Origin of the sequence: Streptomyces sp. NPDC050418, from assembly GCF_044458745.1 — a bacterium.
Taxonomy (GTDB): Bacteria; Actinomycetota; Actinomycetes; order Streptomycetales; family Streptomycetaceae; genus Streptomyces.
The window spans coordinates 71,022-86,498 of record NZ_JBITIG010000011.1 but is presented as its reverse complement, the minus strand read 5'-3'; the positions used below and the strand labels follow the sequence as shown (position 1 = coordinate 86,498).

The 15,477-nt window shown below is 71.6% G+C and carries 16 protein-coding genes and 2 tRNA genes; 6 read left to right on the top strand and 12 right to left on the bottom strand.

Features of this window, described 5'->3' with window-relative positions:
- Positions 1–55: 55 nt before the first annotated feature.
- Positions 56–397, bottom strand: a complete 342-nt coding sequence (locus ACIBI4_RS26060; RefSeq protein WP_399206465.1) for a TraR/DksA C4-type zinc finger protein — start codon at positions 395–397, stop codon at positions 56–58.
- A 310-nt stretch (positions 398–707) separates the two neighbouring features.
- Between ACIBI4_RS26060 and ACIBI4_RS26055 the strand changes: the two genes are divergently transcribed.
- From ACIBI4_RS26055 to secD, 3 genes are all read left to right on the top strand, one after another.
- Positions 708–1,670 carry a sensor histidine kinase gene (locus ACIBI4_RS26055; protein WP_399206644.1) on the top strand — a complete coding sequence of 321 codons (963 nt, stop codon included), beginning with the start codon at positions 708–710 and terminating at the stop codon, positions 1,668–1,670.
- 2 nt (positions 1,671–1,672) lie between these two features.
- The gene (locus ACIBI4_RS26050) at positions 1,673–2,356 is read left to right on the top strand and encodes a response regulator (protein WP_399206464.1); all 684 of its coding nucleotides are present in this window, start codon (positions 1,673–1,675) and stop codon (positions 2,354–2,356) included.
- A gap of 780 nt (positions 2,357–3,136) precedes the next feature.
- On the top strand, positions 3,137–5,329 hold the full coding sequence (secD, locus tag ACIBI4_RS26045; protein WP_399206643.1) for a protein translocase subunit SecD: 2,193 nt from the start codon (positions 3,137–3,139) through the stop codon (positions 5,327–5,329).
- A 73-nt stretch (positions 5,330–5,402) separates the two neighbouring features.
- Here secD and ACIBI4_RS26040 read toward each other — a convergent pair.
- Positions 5,403–5,475: transfer RNA gene (locus ACIBI4_RS26040), tRNA-Ala, on the bottom strand.
- 134 nt (positions 5,476–5,609) lie between these two features.
- Between ACIBI4_RS26040 and ACIBI4_RS26035 the strand changes: the two genes are divergently transcribed.
- On the top strand, positions 5,610–6,911 hold the full coding sequence (locus ACIBI4_RS26035) for a glycosyltransferase 87 family protein (RefSeq protein WP_399206463.1): 1,302 nt from the start codon (positions 5,610–5,612) through the stop codon (positions 6,909–6,911).
- Here ACIBI4_RS26035 and ACIBI4_RS26030 read toward each other — a convergent pair.
- The 3 genes from ACIBI4_RS26030 to ACIBI4_RS26020 form a co-directional block, all read right to left on the bottom strand.
- Positions 6,890–7,123 carry a hypothetical protein gene (locus tag ACIBI4_RS26030; protein WP_016643127.1) on the bottom strand — a complete coding sequence of 78 codons (234 nt, stop codon included), beginning with the start codon at positions 7,121–7,123 and terminating at the stop codon, positions 6,890–6,892. The two genes, ACIBI4_RS26035 and ACIBI4_RS26030, sit on opposite strands and share 22 nt — an antisense overlap.
- A 9-nt stretch (positions 7,124–7,132) precedes the next feature.
- On the bottom strand, positions 7,133–7,315 hold the full coding sequence (locus tag ACIBI4_RS26025) for a hypothetical protein (protein ID WP_399206462.1): 183 nt from the start codon (positions 7,313–7,315) through the stop codon (positions 7,133–7,135).
- 78 nt (positions 7,316–7,393) lie between these two features.
- Positions 7,394–8,824: an MFS transporter gene (locus tag ACIBI4_RS26020; RefSeq protein WP_399206461.1), complete on the bottom strand. Its 1,431-nt coding sequence runs from the start codon at positions 8,822–8,824 to the stop codon at positions 7,394–7,396.
- Between the two features lie 103 nt (positions 8,825–8,927).
- Here ACIBI4_RS26020 and ACIBI4_RS26015 point away from each other — a divergent pair, with 103 nt between their 5' ends.
- On the top strand, positions 8,928–9,797 hold the full coding sequence (locus tag ACIBI4_RS26015) for a helix-turn-helix transcriptional regulator (RefSeq protein WP_399206460.1): 870 nt from the start codon (positions 8,928–8,930) through the stop codon (positions 9,795–9,797).
- Between the two features lie 74 nt (positions 9,798–9,871).
- Here the strand turns inward: ACIBI4_RS26015 and ACIBI4_RS26010 are convergent.
- The 7 genes from ACIBI4_RS26010 to ACIBI4_RS25980 all read right to left on the bottom strand — a co-directional run bounded on the left by ACIBI4_RS26010 (position 9,872) and on the right by ACIBI4_RS25980 (position 14,156).
- Positions 9,872–9,944: transfer RNA gene (locus ACIBI4_RS26010), tRNA-Ala, on the bottom strand.
- 95 nt (positions 9,945–10,039) lie between these two features.
- Entirely contained in the window at positions 10,040–10,708 is a 669-nt protein-coding gene (locus tag ACIBI4_RS26005) for a histidine phosphatase family protein (RefSeq protein ID WP_399206459.1), read from the bottom strand.
- The gene (gene rsfS, locus ACIBI4_RS26000) at positions 10,705–11,133 is read right to left on the bottom strand and encodes a ribosome silencing factor (protein ID WP_399206458.1); all 429 of its coding nucleotides are present in this window, start codon (positions 11,131–11,133) and stop codon (positions 10,705–10,707) included. The genes ACIBI4_RS26005 and rsfS overlap by 4 nt, the downstream gene beginning before the upstream one ends.
- Before the next feature lie 164 nt (positions 11,134–11,297).
- Positions 11,298–13,004 carry a LytR C-terminal domain-containing protein gene (locus ACIBI4_RS25995; protein WP_399206456.1) on the bottom strand — a complete coding sequence of 569 codons (1,707 nt, stop codon included), beginning with the start codon at positions 13,002–13,004 and terminating at the stop codon, positions 11,298–11,300.
- 17 nt (positions 13,005–13,021) lie between these two features.
- A complete protein-coding gene (gene nadD, locus ACIBI4_RS25990) occupies positions 13,022–13,663 on the bottom strand; it encodes a nicotinate-nucleotide adenylyltransferase (RefSeq protein WP_399206455.1) in 642 nt (213 codons plus the stop codon).
- Positions 13,664–13,709: 46 nt separating this feature from the next.
- Positions 13,710–13,874 (bottom strand): hypothetical protein, encoded by a 165-nt coding sequence (locus tag ACIBI4_RS25985; RefSeq protein ID WP_399206454.1) that lies wholly within the window; start codon positions 13,872–13,874, stop codon positions 13,710–13,712.
- 129 nt (positions 13,875–14,003) lie between these two features.
- Positions 14,004–14,156, bottom strand: coding sequence for a hypothetical protein (locus tag ACIBI4_RS25980; RefSeq protein WP_399206453.1), 153 nt, complete (start codon positions 14,154–14,156; stop codon positions 14,004–14,006).
- A 172-nt stretch (positions 14,157–14,328) separates the two neighbouring features.
- Between ACIBI4_RS25980 and ACIBI4_RS25975 the strand changes: the two genes are divergently transcribed.
- Entirely contained in the window at positions 14,329–15,459 is a 1,131-nt protein-coding gene (locus ACIBI4_RS25975; RefSeq protein ID WP_399206452.1) for a M48 family metallopeptidase, read from the top strand.
- Positions 15,460–15,477 lie beyond the last annotated feature (18 nt).

Sequence of the window (15,477 nt, the reverse complement as noted above, 5' to 3'; positions counted from 1 at the left end):
ACGGCGGCACACCGAGGGCATTCGGCGGGACGAGGAGGGCGTACGGCCACGGCGGTCACCCGGCCCGTCGCTGGCAGGCGACGCAGAGGCGGCTGTACGGGAGGATCTCCAGGCGCTCCGCGGGGATCGGCCTGGCGCAGTCCAGGCACGTTCCGTACGTCCCGTTCCCGATCCGAGCGAAGGCCTCGTCGATCTCCTTCAACGAGCGCCGCATCGCCTCGATCTGCTCGGACTGCAGCCGGTCGCCCGCTGTCTGTTCCATCTCGGTCAGCGCCTGCAGCTGCGCGAGCCGCGAGCCGCGGGCGTGGTCGAGCCGCCGCCGCGCCTCGACCAGCTGCGCCTCGGTGCGCGGGGTATCGGGCGACGGCGCCGCGGCGCGGGGGGTATCGAGCGACATGACCTGTCCCTTTCTGAAGGACGTGACCTGACGTCTGCGACGGACGTGAGGGGGTGAGCCGATGGACCCAACCCTGGCCGGGCGGCCCGCGGATACCTATCGGTCCCGGGCCCCATTTACGCTGGGCCGCAGGCTCCATACCCAGGCGCCATGGGTCTCGCGTACCCCGGGAAATGGGGCATGGAGCCCATCGACGGGCCCCGGGGAGCGGTCCACGCTGGCCGTAGGCTCACGTCGTACCCCCGCGTCAGGAACGTGCTGGGCTGCAAAGTGACAGGAAGCGAGAAGGAAAGGCGTGGGGGCGGTGGCGCTGTCCTTGTTCTGGCGGATCTTCGCCCTGAACGCCGTCGTGCTCGGCACCGCGACGGCCCTGCTGCTGTGGGCCCCGGTGACCGTCTCCGTCCCGGTGCTGCTCACCGAGGCGGTGATCCTCGTGGCCGGGCTCGGCGTGATGCTGGTCGCCAACGCCGCGCTCCTGCGGCTCGGGCTGGCCCCGCTGGGCCGCCTCACGCGCCTGATGACCACCGTGGACCTGCTGCGCCCCGGCCAGCGGCTGCCCGCGGCCGGCGGCGGTGAGGTCGCCGAGGTGATCCGCTCGTTCAACGCGATGCTGGAACGCCTGGAGCAGGAGCGGGCCGCCAGCAGCGCGCGGGCACTGCTCGCGCAGGAGAACGAACGCCGCCGTATCGCGCAGGAACTGCACGACGAGATCGGTCAGACGATGACTGCGGTCCTGCTGGTGCTCAAGCGCTCCGCGGACGTGGCTCCCGACCCGCTGCGCAAGGAGCTCCACGAGGCGCAGGAGTTCACCCGCGACAGCCTCGACGAGGTACGGCGCCTGGTGCGGCGGCTGCGTCCCGGTGTCCTGGACGACCTGGGACTCGTCAGCGCGATGACCTCGCTCACCGAGGACTTCGCCCTGCACACCGGGCTGCGGATCACGCGCCGGTTCGGCACGGGCCACGGCGCGCTGCCCGCCCTCGCCCCGGAGACCGAGCTGGTCCTGTACCGCGTCGCCCAGGAGTCGCTCACCAACGCGGCCCGGCACGCGGACGCCCGCGAGGTCACGGTCGCCCTGGAGCACGTGGGCGACAGCGTCGTCCTGACCGTCACCGACGACGGCACCGGCATCAAGGTCCCGCGCGAAGGCGCCGGCATCCGCGGTATGCGCGAGCGGGCCCTGCTGATCGCGGGCCGCCTCGACATCACCCCCGCGCCCGGCACCGGGACCCGGGTCCGGCTCAGCACCCCCGTTTCCAGGAAGCAGCCCTGACCATGTCCGATCTGACCCCGCCCGCGAGGGCGGACGTGCGCACCATCCGCATCCTGCTCGCCGACGACCACGCGCTGGTACGGCGCGGGGTGCGGCTCATCCTCGACCAGGAGCCCGACCTCGAAGTGGTCGCCGAGGCCGGTGACGGCGCCGAGGCGATCGAGCTCGCCCGCACCACCGACCTCGACCTGGCCGTCCTCGACATCGCGATGCCGCGTCTGACGGGTCTGCAGGCGGTACGGGAGCTGACGGCGCTCAAGCCGGGGCTGCGGGTCCTGATGCTCACGATGCACGACAACGAGCAGTACTTCTTCCAGGCCCTCAAGGCCGGCGCCAGCGGGTACGTCCTGAAGTCGGTGGCCGACCGGGACCTCGTCGCCGCCTGCCGGGCCGCGATGCGCGACGAGCCGTTCCTGTACCCGGGCGCGGTCACGGCCCTGATCCGCAACTACCTCGACCACGCGCGCCGCGGCAACGAGGCCCCGGACCAGATCCTCACCCCGCGCGAGGAGGAGGTGCTCAAGCTCGTGGCCGAGGGGCACTCCTCGAAGGAGATCGCCGATCTGCTCTTCATCAGCATCAAGACCGTCCAGCGCCACCGCGGCAACCTGCTGCAGAAGCTCGGCCTGCGCGACCGCCTGGAACTGACGCGGTACGCGATCCGGGTGGGCCTGATCGAGGCCTGACCCTCGCGCGGATCACGGATCGCATACGGCATCGATCGGCACGACTCACCGGAAGGGGGGCGGGACATGCACACCATCACGCGTACGACCCCCGGTCCCCGCGTCGCCGGCGCCACGCCACGATCCGCGCCTCACGCTGTCCTCCCGCTCCTGACCGCTCTCCTCCTGGCGCTGCTCACCGCCCTCGGACCGCTCTCCACGACAGCGACAGCTACAGCGGCAGCGACAACGACAACGGCAGGCCCCACCGACACCCGTACAACCGTGGCGGCCCAGGCCCCACCCCCCACCACCCCCCACGCCGCCGACGCCTGCGTCGCCGACCCCGAGTGCGGGATCCGGGCCGCGGCACGCCACGAGTCCCCCGGTGAACCTCCGCCCTCCCGCGGCCACTTCACCGCGGGCGGCAGGCACACCGCGCTCCCCGCACCCCGGCCCTTCCGGCTCACCACACCGGCCGCAGCCCTCCCGTGCCCGGACCCGCACGCCCCGCGCGCGGACCGGGGGCGAGCGCCTCCGGTGCCCTCCGGCACCTGACACCCCCAATCCAGAGCACCCCACAGCACCCCACCGGGCTCGCGCCGCCGTGCGCCGAGTCCCGCCGAGGTGCGCCCGCCGGAGGCCCCGTTGAACCGCCACGACGCCGTGGACGACCCACCGTTCACGCAACCCGAGATCCGCGAGAGCGCCGAACGCCGTCCGCGCGGCAAGCAGCGCAGAACCCCGACACCCCGCCGCGCCCTGCGCGCCAGGGCGCTGCTCGCCCTCGCCGTGCTCGCCATGTCCCTGTACATCGCCGTCACCACCCCCGTCCGCCTCGGACTCGATCTGCGCGGCGGCACCCAGATCGTCCTGGAGACCCGCTCGACCCCGGACACCGAAGCGGGCCCCGAGGCCACCGACCGCACCCTGGAGGTGCTGCGCGGCCGGATCGACGCGCTCGGCGTGGCCGAACCCACGCTCGTCCGCTCCGGCGAGCGGCGGATCATCGTCGAACTGCCGGGCGTCCAGGACCCGAAGCAGGCCGCCGAGGTGCTCGGCCGCACCGCCCAGCTCACGTTCCACCCCGTGCTCGGCACCGCCGACGGCCCCGACGACACCGCCCGCCCGCTGCCGAAGCGGCCCAAGGAACGCGTCCTGCCCGACGAGGACGGCACGCCGCTGCGCCTCGGCGGCGCTCAACTCACCGGCGAGCAGGTGAAGGAGGCCGAGGCCCTGATCGACCAGCAGGGCACCGGCGGCTGGCTGGTCACGGTCGACTTCGCGGGCGCCGGCACGACCGGCTGGTCCCGGCTGACGGGTGCGGCCGCCTGCCACCCGGCCGGGGATCCGCAGCGCCGGGTCGCGATCGTCCTCGACGGCAAGGTGATCTCCTCACCCCAGGTCGACCCGTCCGTCACCTGCGGCAAGGGCATCCCCGGCGGCTCCACGCAGATCACCGGCTCCTTCGCCGCGGACGAGGCCCGTGAGCTCGCGCTGCTCGTCAACGGGGGCGCCCTGCCCGTCCCCGTCGAGACCGTCGAACAGCGCACGGTCGGTGCGACCCTCGGCGCGGAGGCGATCACGGCCAGCGCGTGGGCGGCCGTCATCGGCACCGCGCTGACCGCGGTCTTCCTCACGGTCGTCTACCGGCTCCTGGGCGCCCTGGCGACAACGGCCCTGGCCTGCTACGGACTTGTCTCCTACGCCGCGCTGGCGGCCCTCGGCGCCACCCTGACCCTGCCGGGCCTCGCCGGCTTCGTCCTGGCGATCGGGATGGCCGTGGACGCCAACGTGCTCGTCTTCGAGCGGGCCCGCGAGGAGTACGCGGCCCGCCGCCGCCCCACCCCGCGCTCGGCCCTCTCCGCCGGGTTCCGCAAGGCGCTCAGCGCGATCACCGACTCCAACGTCACCACCCTGATCGCGGCCGCCCTGCTCTTCTTCCTCGCCTCGGGCCCCGTGAAGGGCTTCGGCGTCACTCTCGCCGTCGGTGTGCTCGCCTCGATGTTCAGCGCCCTGGTGATCACGCGGGTTCTCGCCGAGTACGCGGCGGCCACCCCGCTCGTCCGCCGGCGCCCCCGCCTCAGCGGCCTCGCGACCACGGGCGCGGTGCGCGACCGGATCACGCGCCGCGACCCGCAGCTGATGCGCCGCCCACGCCGCTGGCTGGCGGGCTCCGCCGTCCTGCTCGTCCTGGCGAGTGCGGGTCTCGTGGTGCGGGGCGTCGAGCTGGGGGTGGAGTTCACGGGCGGCCGCCTCATCGCGTACGCGACCGAAGGACCGGCCGACGCCGACCGCGTCCGCGCCTCGCTCGCGGACGCCGGGTTCCCGCACACGGTCGTGCAGGTCTCCGGCGACTCGGGTCTCACCGTGCGCGCCGGCACCCTGACCGACACGGAGGCGGACGAGGTCACGGCCGCCGTACGGGAGGCCGCCGACGGGGCGGACAAGGTGCGCGACGAACTGATCGGCCCGAGCCTCGGCCAGGAACTGCGCCAGGGTGCCCTGATCGCGCTCGCCGTCGCACTGGGTGCGCAACTCGTCTATCTGGCGGCGCGGTTCCGCCGGCAGTGGGGCACATCCGCCGTCGCGGCCCTCGCGCACGACGTGGTGATCCTCGTCGGGGTGTTCGCCTGGCTGGGGAAGCCGGTCGACGGCACGTTCGTGGCGGCGCTGCTCACGGTGATCGGCTACTCGGTCAACGACTCGGTGGTGCTCTTCGACCGGCTGCGGGAACTGGTCCGCGCGTCCCCGAAGGCTCCGCTGCCCGCACTGGCGAACCGGGCGATCCTGCAGACCCTGCCCCGGACCGTGAACACGGGCATGGGCGCGGCCTTCATCCTCACGGCCCTCGCGGTGCTCGGCGGCTCCTCGCTCACCGACTTCGCACTGGCCCTCCTCATCGGCCTCGCCGTCGGCACGTACTCCTCGGTCTTCGTCGCCACGCCGGTGGCGCTGGAGCTGGACGGGCGCCGTTCACGCGGGCGCCGCTGACGGCCGGCGCGGGATTCGGCTGAAACGCGAAGATCCCGTCCGATCGGATCGATCGGACGGGATCTTCGTGACGTGGAGCTAAGGAGAATTGAACTCCTGACCTCCTGCATGCCATGCAGGCGCTCTACCAACTGAGCTATAGCCCCTTGCTTTCGCCGCCCGGTTTCCCGCGGCGACTTCGACAACAGTACACGGTCCCCCCGGTGCTCCACCAAATCGTTTGGCGGGGCCATGATCACCGGCCGGGGCACGGTCCGCACAGCCGGTACTGTCGGGCGGCGTGACCTTCCTCGGACCCTCCGCCCCGCGCCGACTGCGGCTCGCGGCACTCGTGTGCCTGGTCTCGTTCACGGCGTTCTGGATCACCCAGCGCCTGGCGGGTGTGACGCTCCTCGACGTGATGGTCTACCGGGCCGAGGGCTGGACGGTCCGCAACGGCGGCGATCTGTACGCGATGGAGGCCACGGTCTCCAACCTCCCCACCACGTACCCGCCGTTCGCCGCTCTCCTGTTCACCCCGCTCACCCTGCTCGGCGTCCCGGAGATGCGGACGTTCGCGACGGGGTTCAACCTCGTCCTCGTCCTGGCCCTCGTGTACCTCTCGCTCCGCCTCATCGGGATCGAGGAGCGCGCGAAGCGCCTGGTCCCGGCGCTGTTCACCGCCGCGGGCCTCGTGTGGTGCGAGCCGGTGTGGACGACGCTGCGGTACGGGCAGATCAATCTGCTGCTCGCGGTCTTCGTGCTCTGGGACCTCACGCGCCGCGAGGGCAACCGCTGGGCGGGCGTCGGGACCGGGCTCGCCGCCGCGATCAAGCTGACGCCCGCGCTGTTCGCCGTCCTGCTCGCGCTCGCGGGCCTTGTCACCGCCGTGCGGCGGGTCCGGGCCGGGGAGCCGTGGTGGAACGGTCATCTGCGCCGCGCGGTCACGGCCACCGGCACGTTCGTCGCGGTCACCGTGGCCTCCGCGGTCGTGCTGCCGTACGACTCGAAGCGGTTCTGGACGGAGATGGTGTTCTCCGCGAGCCGCCCGGGCCAGGCCGAGGACACCGCGAACCAGTCCCTGCGCGGCGTCCTCGCGCGGCTGCTGCACACCGCCGACCCGGGCCTGTGGTGGGCGGCCGCGGCGGCCGTGGTGGCGGTGCTCGGCCTCACGGTGGCGGTGCGTTCGCTGCTCGCCGGGCGGGACGCGTGGGCGGTCACCGCCTGCGCCGTGACCGCCCTGCTGATCAGCCCGGTGTCCTGGTCGCACCACTGGGTGTGGGCGGTCCCGGTCCTGATGCTGCTCGCCACGGAGGCGCGGCGCCTGGGCAGCCGCGCCCTCAAGGCGGCGACCGCCGCGACGGCCCTGGTCTTCTTCTCGTACTCGCTGTGGTGGGTCCCGCACGCCGGCACCAGCACCACCGTGCGCCCCGAACTCGACCAGAACGCGGGCGAGTTCCTGCTCTCGGCCGGTTACGCGCTGGCCGGTCTGGGCTTCCTCGTGTTCGTGGCGCTACGGGACCGGCGCACCGCGTCCCGTACGGCGAAGGTGCCCGCGCAGAGCACGTCCGGGAGCGGGGCTCAGGCCGTCGCGAAGGAGTAGAAGCGCTTCAGGGTGCAGTGCTCGTCGAGCAGCCGGCCGTAGATCGGCTCGCCCTCCAGCTCACGGTACGTCTCGATCGGGTCGCCTTTTATGATCAGCGCCCGCGCGCATTCCTCGCACCAGTACTGGTAGTCGGGGTTGACCGGTTCCATGTCCCGGACGATCGGCGTGCCGCTGCCGCACCAGTCGCACTTCCTCCTGTGGGCGCCCATGTGCTTCGCTCAGCTCCAGCTGTGGCCGCAGGCCGTGCAGACGTAGGAGATCCCGCCGTTGTCCCCGAGCATCTGGGCGACATGGGCGGAACCGCAGGACGGACAGATCAGCGTGGTGCGGGTGGAGGGAAGGACCTGGGGCTCGCCCGTGTCGAGGAGGGTCACGACCCCCTCGATGACGCTCCCAGGCATGGTGCCACTCCCTCCCGTGGGACCGCCGACGTCCCCCGATCCCAGCCCGCTCGATTGTGCCACGGTCGCCCGGATGGGTCAGCGACGTACGCGTACCAGTCCGGACACGGCGCCCAGAAGCGCGGCCCCGGCCAGCGCGAATGCGGTCACGAGCGCGGCATCGGCGGATTCCGGGGCGCCGCCGGACGGCCCGGCGAGGAAGATCGTCCCGAACACGGCCACGCCGGAGAGCTGACCGAGCTGCAGCACGGTGGTCAGCAGTCCGCTGGCGTCGCCGGCATCCTCGGGCCGTACGGCGGCGAGGGTCCGTGTGAACGTCGGGCTGTACGCGAGCGACATCCCCGCACCGCCGGCCGCGAAGGCCACCGGGAGCCAGACACCGCCCGTGCCGCCGTCCCGCAGCAGGAGCCCGACGACGAGCGTCGAGGCGGCCGTGAGCACGAACCCGGCGGGGACCAGGGCGCGTTGCAGCGGCCCGGGCCACTTGCGCCAGGTCAGCCCGACCACCCCGAAGACGATCGCGCCGGGCGCGAACGTGAGCCCCGTGCGCAGCGCGCTCTGCCCGAGACCGCCCTGCAGATGCAGCGCGAGCACGAACATCAGGCCCGCGTTGCCCGCCATCACCAGGACGATCCGGGTCACCGCCGTCCCCATGCCCGGCACCCGCAGCACACGCGGCGCGATCAGCGGCGCGCCTCCGCGCAGGGCCAGCCTCCTCTCGTACGCGAGGAACAGCGCGAGCAGGACGGCGCTCGCGGCGAGCGAGAGCCAGGACCACAGCGGCCAGTCCTGCTCCTGCCCGAGCACGAGCGGCACGGTGAACAAGGAGACGGCACCCGCGAGCAGCAGCAGTCCGGGCAGGTCGAAGCCACGGGTGCGCGAGGGGGCGGAGTCGGCCGGCAGGATGCGCGGGCCGAGCACCAACAGGGCCAGTCCGACGGGCACGTTGACCAGGAACACGGGCCGCCAGCCCGCCCCGAACAGGTCGGCGCTCACCAGCACCCCGCCGAGCACCTGCCCGGCCGCCGCGCCACCGGCCAGGACGGCCGCGTACACCCCGAGGGCCCGTACCCGAGCCTCACCGGCGAAGTTCCGCTGGATCAGGCTGAGCACCTGCGGGATCATCACCGCCGCGCCCGCGCCCTGCGCGAGCCGGAAGGCGATCAGCTGCCCGGTGTCCTGCGCGAGGCCGCAGGCCAGCGAGGCGGCCGTGAACAGCGCGAGACCGGTCAGATACATCCGCCGGTGCCCGAACCGGTCGCCGAGCCGCGCCCCGGTGATCAGGAGCACGGCGTACGCGATGGTGTACCCGGCCACGACGAGCTGCAGCCCGGCGCCGCTCGCACCGAGCTCCTCGCGGATGGTGGTGGCGGCGACATTGACGATGAAGACGTCGAGCAGGGCCATGAACTGGGCCGCGAGCACGACCGCGAGCAGCCGCCCCGGGCGGACGGCCCGGTGATGGTCGGTGCTCCCGGCTTTACTGGGTGGTGCGGTGGTCGTCGTCATGACACCGAGCGTGACGACGTTGCGGTACGGGTAACGAGTGCCCGTCGATACGGGTACTGACAGCACCTGGCAAGGCGGGCGGAGCGGCCCGACCATAGGGGGCGTGACGATTGTGGCGACGGAACACGGGACGGGACGGCGGCGCCCGGAACTGGCGGCTTTCCTGCGCGGCCGACGGGCACGGGTGACCCCGGCCGACGTAGGCATGCCCGGCGGGCTGCGCCGCCGCACCCCGGGCCTGCGCCGCGAGGAGGTCGCGCAGCTCTCCGGGGTGGGCGTGACCTGGTACACGTGGCTGGAGCAGGGCCGCCCCATCAACGCGTCGGGGCAGGTGCTCGACGCGGTCGCCCGCACCCTGCGCCTCGACCGTTCCGAGCGGGAGCATCTGTACCACCTGGCGGAGGTCCCGCTGCCGCCCTCCGCCGAGGACGGCCCGGCGGACCTGCCCGAGGTGGGCGCCGAGATCCAGGGCATCCTCGACGCGCTCGACCCGCGTCCCGCGGTGGTCTACAACGCGCGGTACGACATCTTGGCGACCAACGCCGCGTATCGCGCGCTCTTCGCCTCACCGGCGATGCGGGCCACCGGCCGGCCGAACGTCCTGTGGTCGCTCTTCGTCGGCGCCGAGGAGGACTGCCCGGTGGTGTTCCGGGAGACCGAACTGCCGCTGATGGTCGCCCAGTTGCGCGGCGGCTACGGGCGGCACGTGGGCGAGCCCGCGTGGGAGTCCTTCATCCGCGATCTGTCGGCCGCCAGCCCGTACTTCACGAGCCTGTGGGCCAGCGGGGACGTGGTGACGCCGGGCCCCCGCGTGAAGACCTTCCGGCATCCCGCCGTGGGCGAACTGCGCCTGACGTCCGTGTCCCTCTCCATCAACGGCATGCCGGACTGCCGCATCGTGACGTACACCACGGCGGACGAGGCGAGCGCGGCCGCGCTCGCGACCATACGCAGCCTGCCCGGTGGCCCGTGAGCCGGCCGTCCGTACTCCGGCTTCCCGTAACGCAGAAATCCCGCCCTCCGAGGAGGACGGGATTTCCCGGGATGTGGAGCTAAGGAGAATTGAACTCCTGACCTCCTGCATGCCATGCAGGCGCTCTACCAACTGAGCTATAGCCCCTTGTGTTCTCCCGCTCGGCGGGCGAACAAGAAGAACTTTAGCCTGCCACCCGGCAGAAAGTGAAATCCGGGTCATGGGCCTCTGACCAGCAGGTCTCAGGTGTCGTCGCCGAGGACCGGCTCCGGCAGCGTGCCCGCGTTGTGCTCCAGGAGCCGCCAGCCGCGGGCGCCCTCGCCGAGGACCGACCAGCAGCAGTTGGACAGGCCGCCGAGGCCCTCCCACAGGTGCGCTTCGAGACCGAGCAGCCGCCCGATCGTGGTGCGGATCGTGCCGCCGTGGCTGACCACCACGAGGGTGCCGTTGTCGGGCAGCTTGTCCGCGTACTGCAGCACGACGGGTGCGGCCCGGTCGGCGACCTCGGTCTCCAGCTCACCGCCGCCGCGGCGCACGGGCTCGCCGCGCTTCCACGCCGCGTACTCCTCGCCGTACCGCTCGACGATCTCCTCGTGCGTGAGGCCCTGCCAGGCGCCGGCGAAGGTCTCGCGGAGCCCTTCCTCGTGCGTCACCTCGTGACCGGTCAGCGCGGCGAGCTCCGCGGCCGTGGCGGCGGCGCGGCTGAGGTCGGAGGCGACGATCGCGTCGGGCTTGAGGGAGGCGAGCAGCCGGGCGGCGCGCGCCGCCTGGGCGACGCCCTCCTCGGTCAGGTCGATGTCCGTGGTGCCCTGGAAGCGGCGCTCCAGGTTCCAGGCCGTCTGACCGTGCCGCCAGAGGATGACGCGGCGGTTGCGGCCGGCGGGCTGGTTGAGGACCGAGGGGACGGTCATCGCAGGTCCCCGGCGCTCTCCTCGGCCTGTGCGTGCTCCGCGCCCTTGCCGCGGGTCGCCTTGGCGTCCTCGGGCAGGTCGAGCTCGGGGCAGTCCTTCCAGAGGCGCTCCAGAGCGTAGAAGACCCGCTCCTCGCTGTGCTGGATGTGCACGACGATGTCGACGTAGTCGAGCAGGATCCAGCGCGCGTCGCGGTCGCCCTCGCGGCGGACCGGCTTGGCGCCCAGCTCCTTGCTCAGCTTCTCCTCGATCTCGTCGGAGATCGACTTGACCTGGCGGTCGTTGGGCGCGGAGGCCAGCAGGAAGGCGTCCGTGATCGACAGCACGTCGCTGACGTCGTAGGCGATGATGTCGTGCGCGAGCTTGTCGGCGGCCGCCTGGGCTGCCACGTTGATGAGCTCGATGGAACGGTCTGTCGCGGTCACTGCTCGGCTTTCCGGTCGGTGGTCAGGGCTGCGTTGCTGCAAGACCCGGAATCCGGGCGTGTTGCCCCTCCAGGATCGCACGACCCGTGGACCTCACCCCAGCCGATTGGTGCGGCGGCGTCCGGACCGGGCCGCCGTGGCGGTCCGGTCCAGTGCCCGCTGCCCTACTCCCCCTTGTAATCCGCTCCCAGGACCACACCGATGTCCGCGTTCCCTGCGACCTTGCCCTTCTTGACCGCGCCCGCGGGCAGCCCCAGGGTCTTGGCGACCTCCGCGGCCTCCGCCTTGCGGCTCGCGTCGGCGTAGGTGACCTGCGAGGCGGAGCCCGCCTTCGTGGTGCCGGAGACGACGGTCCAGCCGCCGTTGACGAGGTCGACCCGGGCGTTCTGCACGGCCTGCTGGTCACCGGAGAGGTTGATCCGGACCGCGGCGCCGGCGTCGGGGCTCTTCACGGAGCCGCCGAGCAGCTTGCCGACCACCTCGTCGGTGGCCTTCTCGCTGACGGTGCCGTCCTGCTGCACGGGCAGCACTTCGCTGTCGTAGTCGCCGCCCTTGGCGCGCTCGGAGAGCCGGGCCAGGAAGGCGCCCAGGTCCTTCTCGGTGAGCGGCGGCTCGATGATCTGGCCGAGCGTCTCGACGGTCGTGGTGGCCGCCTTCGGGTCGCTCGACATCTTGCGCAGAACGCCCTTCAGGACGGCGCCGAAGCGGTTGAGCTGCGCGGTCTCGTTCTCGCCGGGGGCGCGGTAGGTGGCGTACGCGACGGCCATCGGGCCGCTGAGCGTCTGCTCCTCGCCCTTGGTGACCAGCGGCGTCTGGCCCTTCTTCTTGGCCTTGGGGTCGGGCACGTCGGTGTTCGTGTCGATGTCGATGTTGCCGACGCTCTCCACGAGGTTGTTGAGGAACGGGGTGTCGAGGCGCCAGCTGCCCTCGATCTTGGTGCCGAGCAGCCCGTCCATCGCGTCGCGTGTCCCGCTGGAGCCGTCCTCGTCGACGGACTTGCCGAGCGTGGTGGCCTGGCCGTCCTCGTCGGTCACGGCGAGGGAGTTGGGCAGCAGAACCGTTGCGCCGCGTTCCGTGGTGGTGTTGTCGACGAGCAGTGCGGTGGAGGTGCCCTTGCCGTTGGTGTTGTGCAGGTGCACGACGATGACGTCGCGCTTCTGCGGCCCGTCCGCGGCCGCGTCGTCCTCGGACGAGGACATGAACGGCAGCTTGCCCTCGTACCAGAGGTAGCCGACCCCGCCGACGAGCGTGAGCGCCAGCACGACCATCAGCGCGACCATGCGGTTGCGGCCGCGGCGCTTGGCCTCCTCGCGGCGCTCGGTGCGCGACTCCGTGAACTTCAGCCAGTCGATGACGTCCTCGGAGTCGTCGTCCGGCTCCTCGATGAACGAGAACTGCTCGGTCCGGTAGTCGGGCGCCGAGGGCTCGACGGTCTCCTGCTGAGGCGTGTGCTGCTGAGGCGTGTGCTGCTGCGGCACCCAGGGTGCGGGCTCCTCGACGGAGACCCGGGGCTGCTCGCCGGTGCCGCTCGTTTGGCCGTACGGGTCGTACGGGTCGTACGCGGAGGGGATGCCGTTGCCGTACGAGGTGTTCGCGTCGTAACTTTCGGGCTGGTACGGGGAGTTGGCGCCCGTTTGGTCCGGATACCCGCCGCCGTAGCCGCCGGTGTCGTATCCGTACCCCTGTCCGCCCTGCTGGCCCTGCTGAGGGATCCCGGTCTGTGTGCCGTACGCGTCGTACCCGCCCTGGGGACTCTGCTGGGGCGCGACAGACTGATAGACCGGCTGGCCGTACTCGTCGTAGCCGACGATCTCGTACTGCTGACCCCCGTGCTGCTGGCTCGCATAAGGGTCGTACTGTCGGTCGTTCACCGGGTGCCCCTCTTAGCTCATTCGCTTCGGTAGAGCTCGCGCTTGTCGATGTACCGCACCACCCCGTCGGGCACCAGATACCAGACGGGATCCCCCTTGGCGACCCGCTCTCGGCAGTCCGTCGAGGAGATGGCCAGAGCGGGCACCTCCACGAGGGAGACCGAGCCATCCGGAAGGCCGGGGTCCGCCAGGGTATGCCCTGGACGTGTGACCCCGATGAAGTGGGCCAGGGAGAAGGTCTCCTCGGCGTTCTGCCAGGTCAGAATCTGGCTCAGCGCGTCGGCGCCGGTGATGAAGAACAGATCCGCGTCGGGATTGAGCTCACGCAGATCGCGCAGCGTGTCCTTGGTGAAGGTGGGACCGCCGCGGTCGATGTCGATCCGGCTCACCGAGAACTGCGGGTTCTCGGCCGTGGCGATGACCGTCATCAGATAGCGGTCCTCGGCCGGCGAGACGGTCTTGTGGCTCTTCTGCCACGGCTCGCCCGTCGGGACGAAGACGACCTCGTCCAGCTCGAACTGCGCCGCCACCTCGCTGGCTGCCACCAAGTGCCCGTGGTGGATCGGGTCGAAGGTGCCGCCCATGACGCCGAGACGACGCTTGCCGCCGCGGTCACCCGCACGGCGGGCGGGGCCGGTAGGCCTGTCCTGCTCTCCCATGCGAGCAGACCCTACCGGCCCGTCACGCGGACCCGTTCCCTTGCTTCTAGCGGTCGCGGTTGAAGCGCGTGGTGATGAAGAGCAGGAGCAGCAGCACGAACAGCGCGCCGCCGCCGATGAGGTAGGCGTTGAGGCTCTCGTGGTTGCCGCCGTGCTCGCCGCCCTCGGAGGCGAGGGTGGCCAGCTGGGCTGCGGTGGCGGTAAGGCTCATTCTCGACAGGACCTATCCGGGTGGGAACGGGGCTTGGTACAGCGATTCCGCGCACATCGTACGGGTGCACCTCACCGGCGATCACGCCGACTCAGGCGTACGGGGTCACCCGCGAGGTCATCCGACGGGTCAGTCGTCGTCGCCGCGCCGGTAGCCGCGCAGCAGGAACCAGGCGAGGAGTACCGCGCCGACGAGCGAGCCGGCGAGCACGATCCGCACGGTGTTGCCGGGACCCTGGTCCGCGGCGTGGGTGACGGCGAGCAGGGTGGTCGCGGGGTCCATGGGCGCATTGCTCCTTACGTGGCGATACGCCGTCCAAGCTAGACCCCGGGCCGCGCGGGGCCTCGTCCGGGTCGGGTGCGCGATGGAACCCTGACCGTACGCTGAGCGTTCACAAGGGGGACGAGAGAACTCGCACCGTGCATACCGCGCGCGGAACTTATGGGGGCCGTGAATGCCTGAGAGCACTGACAACGGAAATCACGAGAGCGGACATCACGAGAGCGGCGAGAATCTGCCGGGCCGCAACCGCCGGCGCTTCGCCGGGATCTCGTCCCGTGCGTATGAGCACCCGGCGGACCGCTCGGCCCTGGTTGCCCTGCGCAAGCTGAGCGGTTTCGACACCGTCTTCAAGGCCCTGAGCGCGCTGCTGCCGGAGCGCAGCCTGCGGCTGCTCTTCCTGTCGGACTCGGTCCGGGTGAGCGATGCCCAGTTCGCGCATCTCAATGTGATGCTGCGCGACGCCTGCTACATCCTGGACCTGGAGAAGGTCCCGCCGATGTATGTCACGCAGAACCCGGTGCCCAACGCGATGTGCATCGGTCTCGATGAGCCGATCATCGTCGTGACCACCGGCCTCGTGGAGCTGCTCGACGAGGAGGAGATGCGCGCGGTCGTGGGCCACGAGGTGGGCCACGCGCTGTCCGGGCACGCGGTGTACCGCACGATCCTGCTGTTCCTGACGAACCTCGCCCTGAAGGTCGCGTGGATCCCGCTGGGCAATGTCGCGATCATGGCGATCGTGACGGCGCTGCGCGAGTGGTTCCGCAAGTCGGAGCTGTCCGCGGACCGCGCGGGTCTGCTGGTCGGCCAGGACCTCCAGGCGTCGATGCGCGGTCTGATGAAGATCGCGGGCGGCAACCACCTGCACGAGATGAACGTGGACGCGTTCCTGGAGCAGGCCGAGGAGTACGAGGCGGGCGGCGACCTGCGCGACTCGGTGCTCAAGATCATGAACGTGCTGCCGCGCACCCACCCCTTCACCACCGTGCGCGCGGCCGAGCTGAAGAGGTGGGCGGAGTCCCGGGACTACCAGCGGATCATGGACGGCCACTACCCGCGGCGTGACGAGGACAAGGACACCTCGGTCTCCGACTCGTTCCGCCAGTCCGCCTCGTCGTACGCGAGCGATGTGAAGAGCTCGAAGGACCCGCTGATGAAGCTGGTCTCGGACATCGCGGGCGGCGCGGGCGACCTGGGCAGCCGGGTCCGCAGCAAGTTCGGCGGGGGCTCGGGCGGCTCGGGCGGCTCGGGCGAGAGCAACTCCGGTGACGGGGGCGGGAGTTCGGACAGCGACGGGAAGTAGCGGGTGACGTGGCCGGTG

Bases quoted from the DNA above. Each gene is read 5' to 3' on its own strand.
- ACIBI4_RS26060 (WP_399206465.1), bottom strand. From the start codon at position 397: ATGTCGCTCGATACCCCCCGCGCCGCGGCGCCGTCGCCCGATACCCCG.
- ACIBI4_RS26050 (WP_399206464.1), top strand. From the start codon at position 1,673: ATGTCCGATCTGACCCCGCCCGCGAGGGCGGACGTGCGCACCATCCGC.
- secD (WP_399206643.1), top strand. From the start codon at position 3,137: ATGTCCCTGTACATCGCCGTCACCACCCCCGTCCGCCTCGGACTCGAT.
- ACIBI4_RS26030 (WP_016643127.1), bottom strand. From the start codon at position 7,123: ATGGGCGCCCACAGGAGGAAGTGCGACTGGTGCGGCAGCGGCACGCCG.
- ACIBI4_RS26025 (WP_399206462.1), bottom strand. From the start codon at position 7,315: ATGCCTGGGAGCGTCATCGAGGGGGTCGTGACCCTCCTCGACACGGGC.
- ACIBI4_RS26020 (WP_399206461.1), bottom strand. From the start codon at position 8,824: ATGACGACGACCACCGCACCACCCAGTAAAGCCGGGAGCACCGACCAT.
- ACIBI4_RS26005 (WP_399206459.1), bottom strand. From the start codon at position 10,708: ATGACCGTCCCCTCGGTCCTCAACCAGCCCGCCGGCCGCAACCGCCGC.
- nadD (WP_399206455.1), bottom strand. From the start codon at position 13,663: ATGGGAGAGCAGGACAGGCCTACCGGCCCCGCCCGCCGTGCGGGTGAC.
- ACIBI4_RS25985 (WP_399206454.1), bottom strand. From the start codon at position 13,874: ATGAGCCTTACCGCCACCGCAGCCCAGCTGGCCACCCTCGCCTCCGAG.
- ACIBI4_RS25980 (WP_399206453.1), bottom strand. From the start codon at position 14,156: ATGGACCCCGCGACCACCCTGCTCGCCGTCACCCACGCCGCGGACCAG.
- ACIBI4_RS25975 (WP_399206452.1), top strand. From the start codon at position 14,329: ATGCCTGAGAGCACTGACAACGGAAATCACGAGAGCGGACATCACGAG.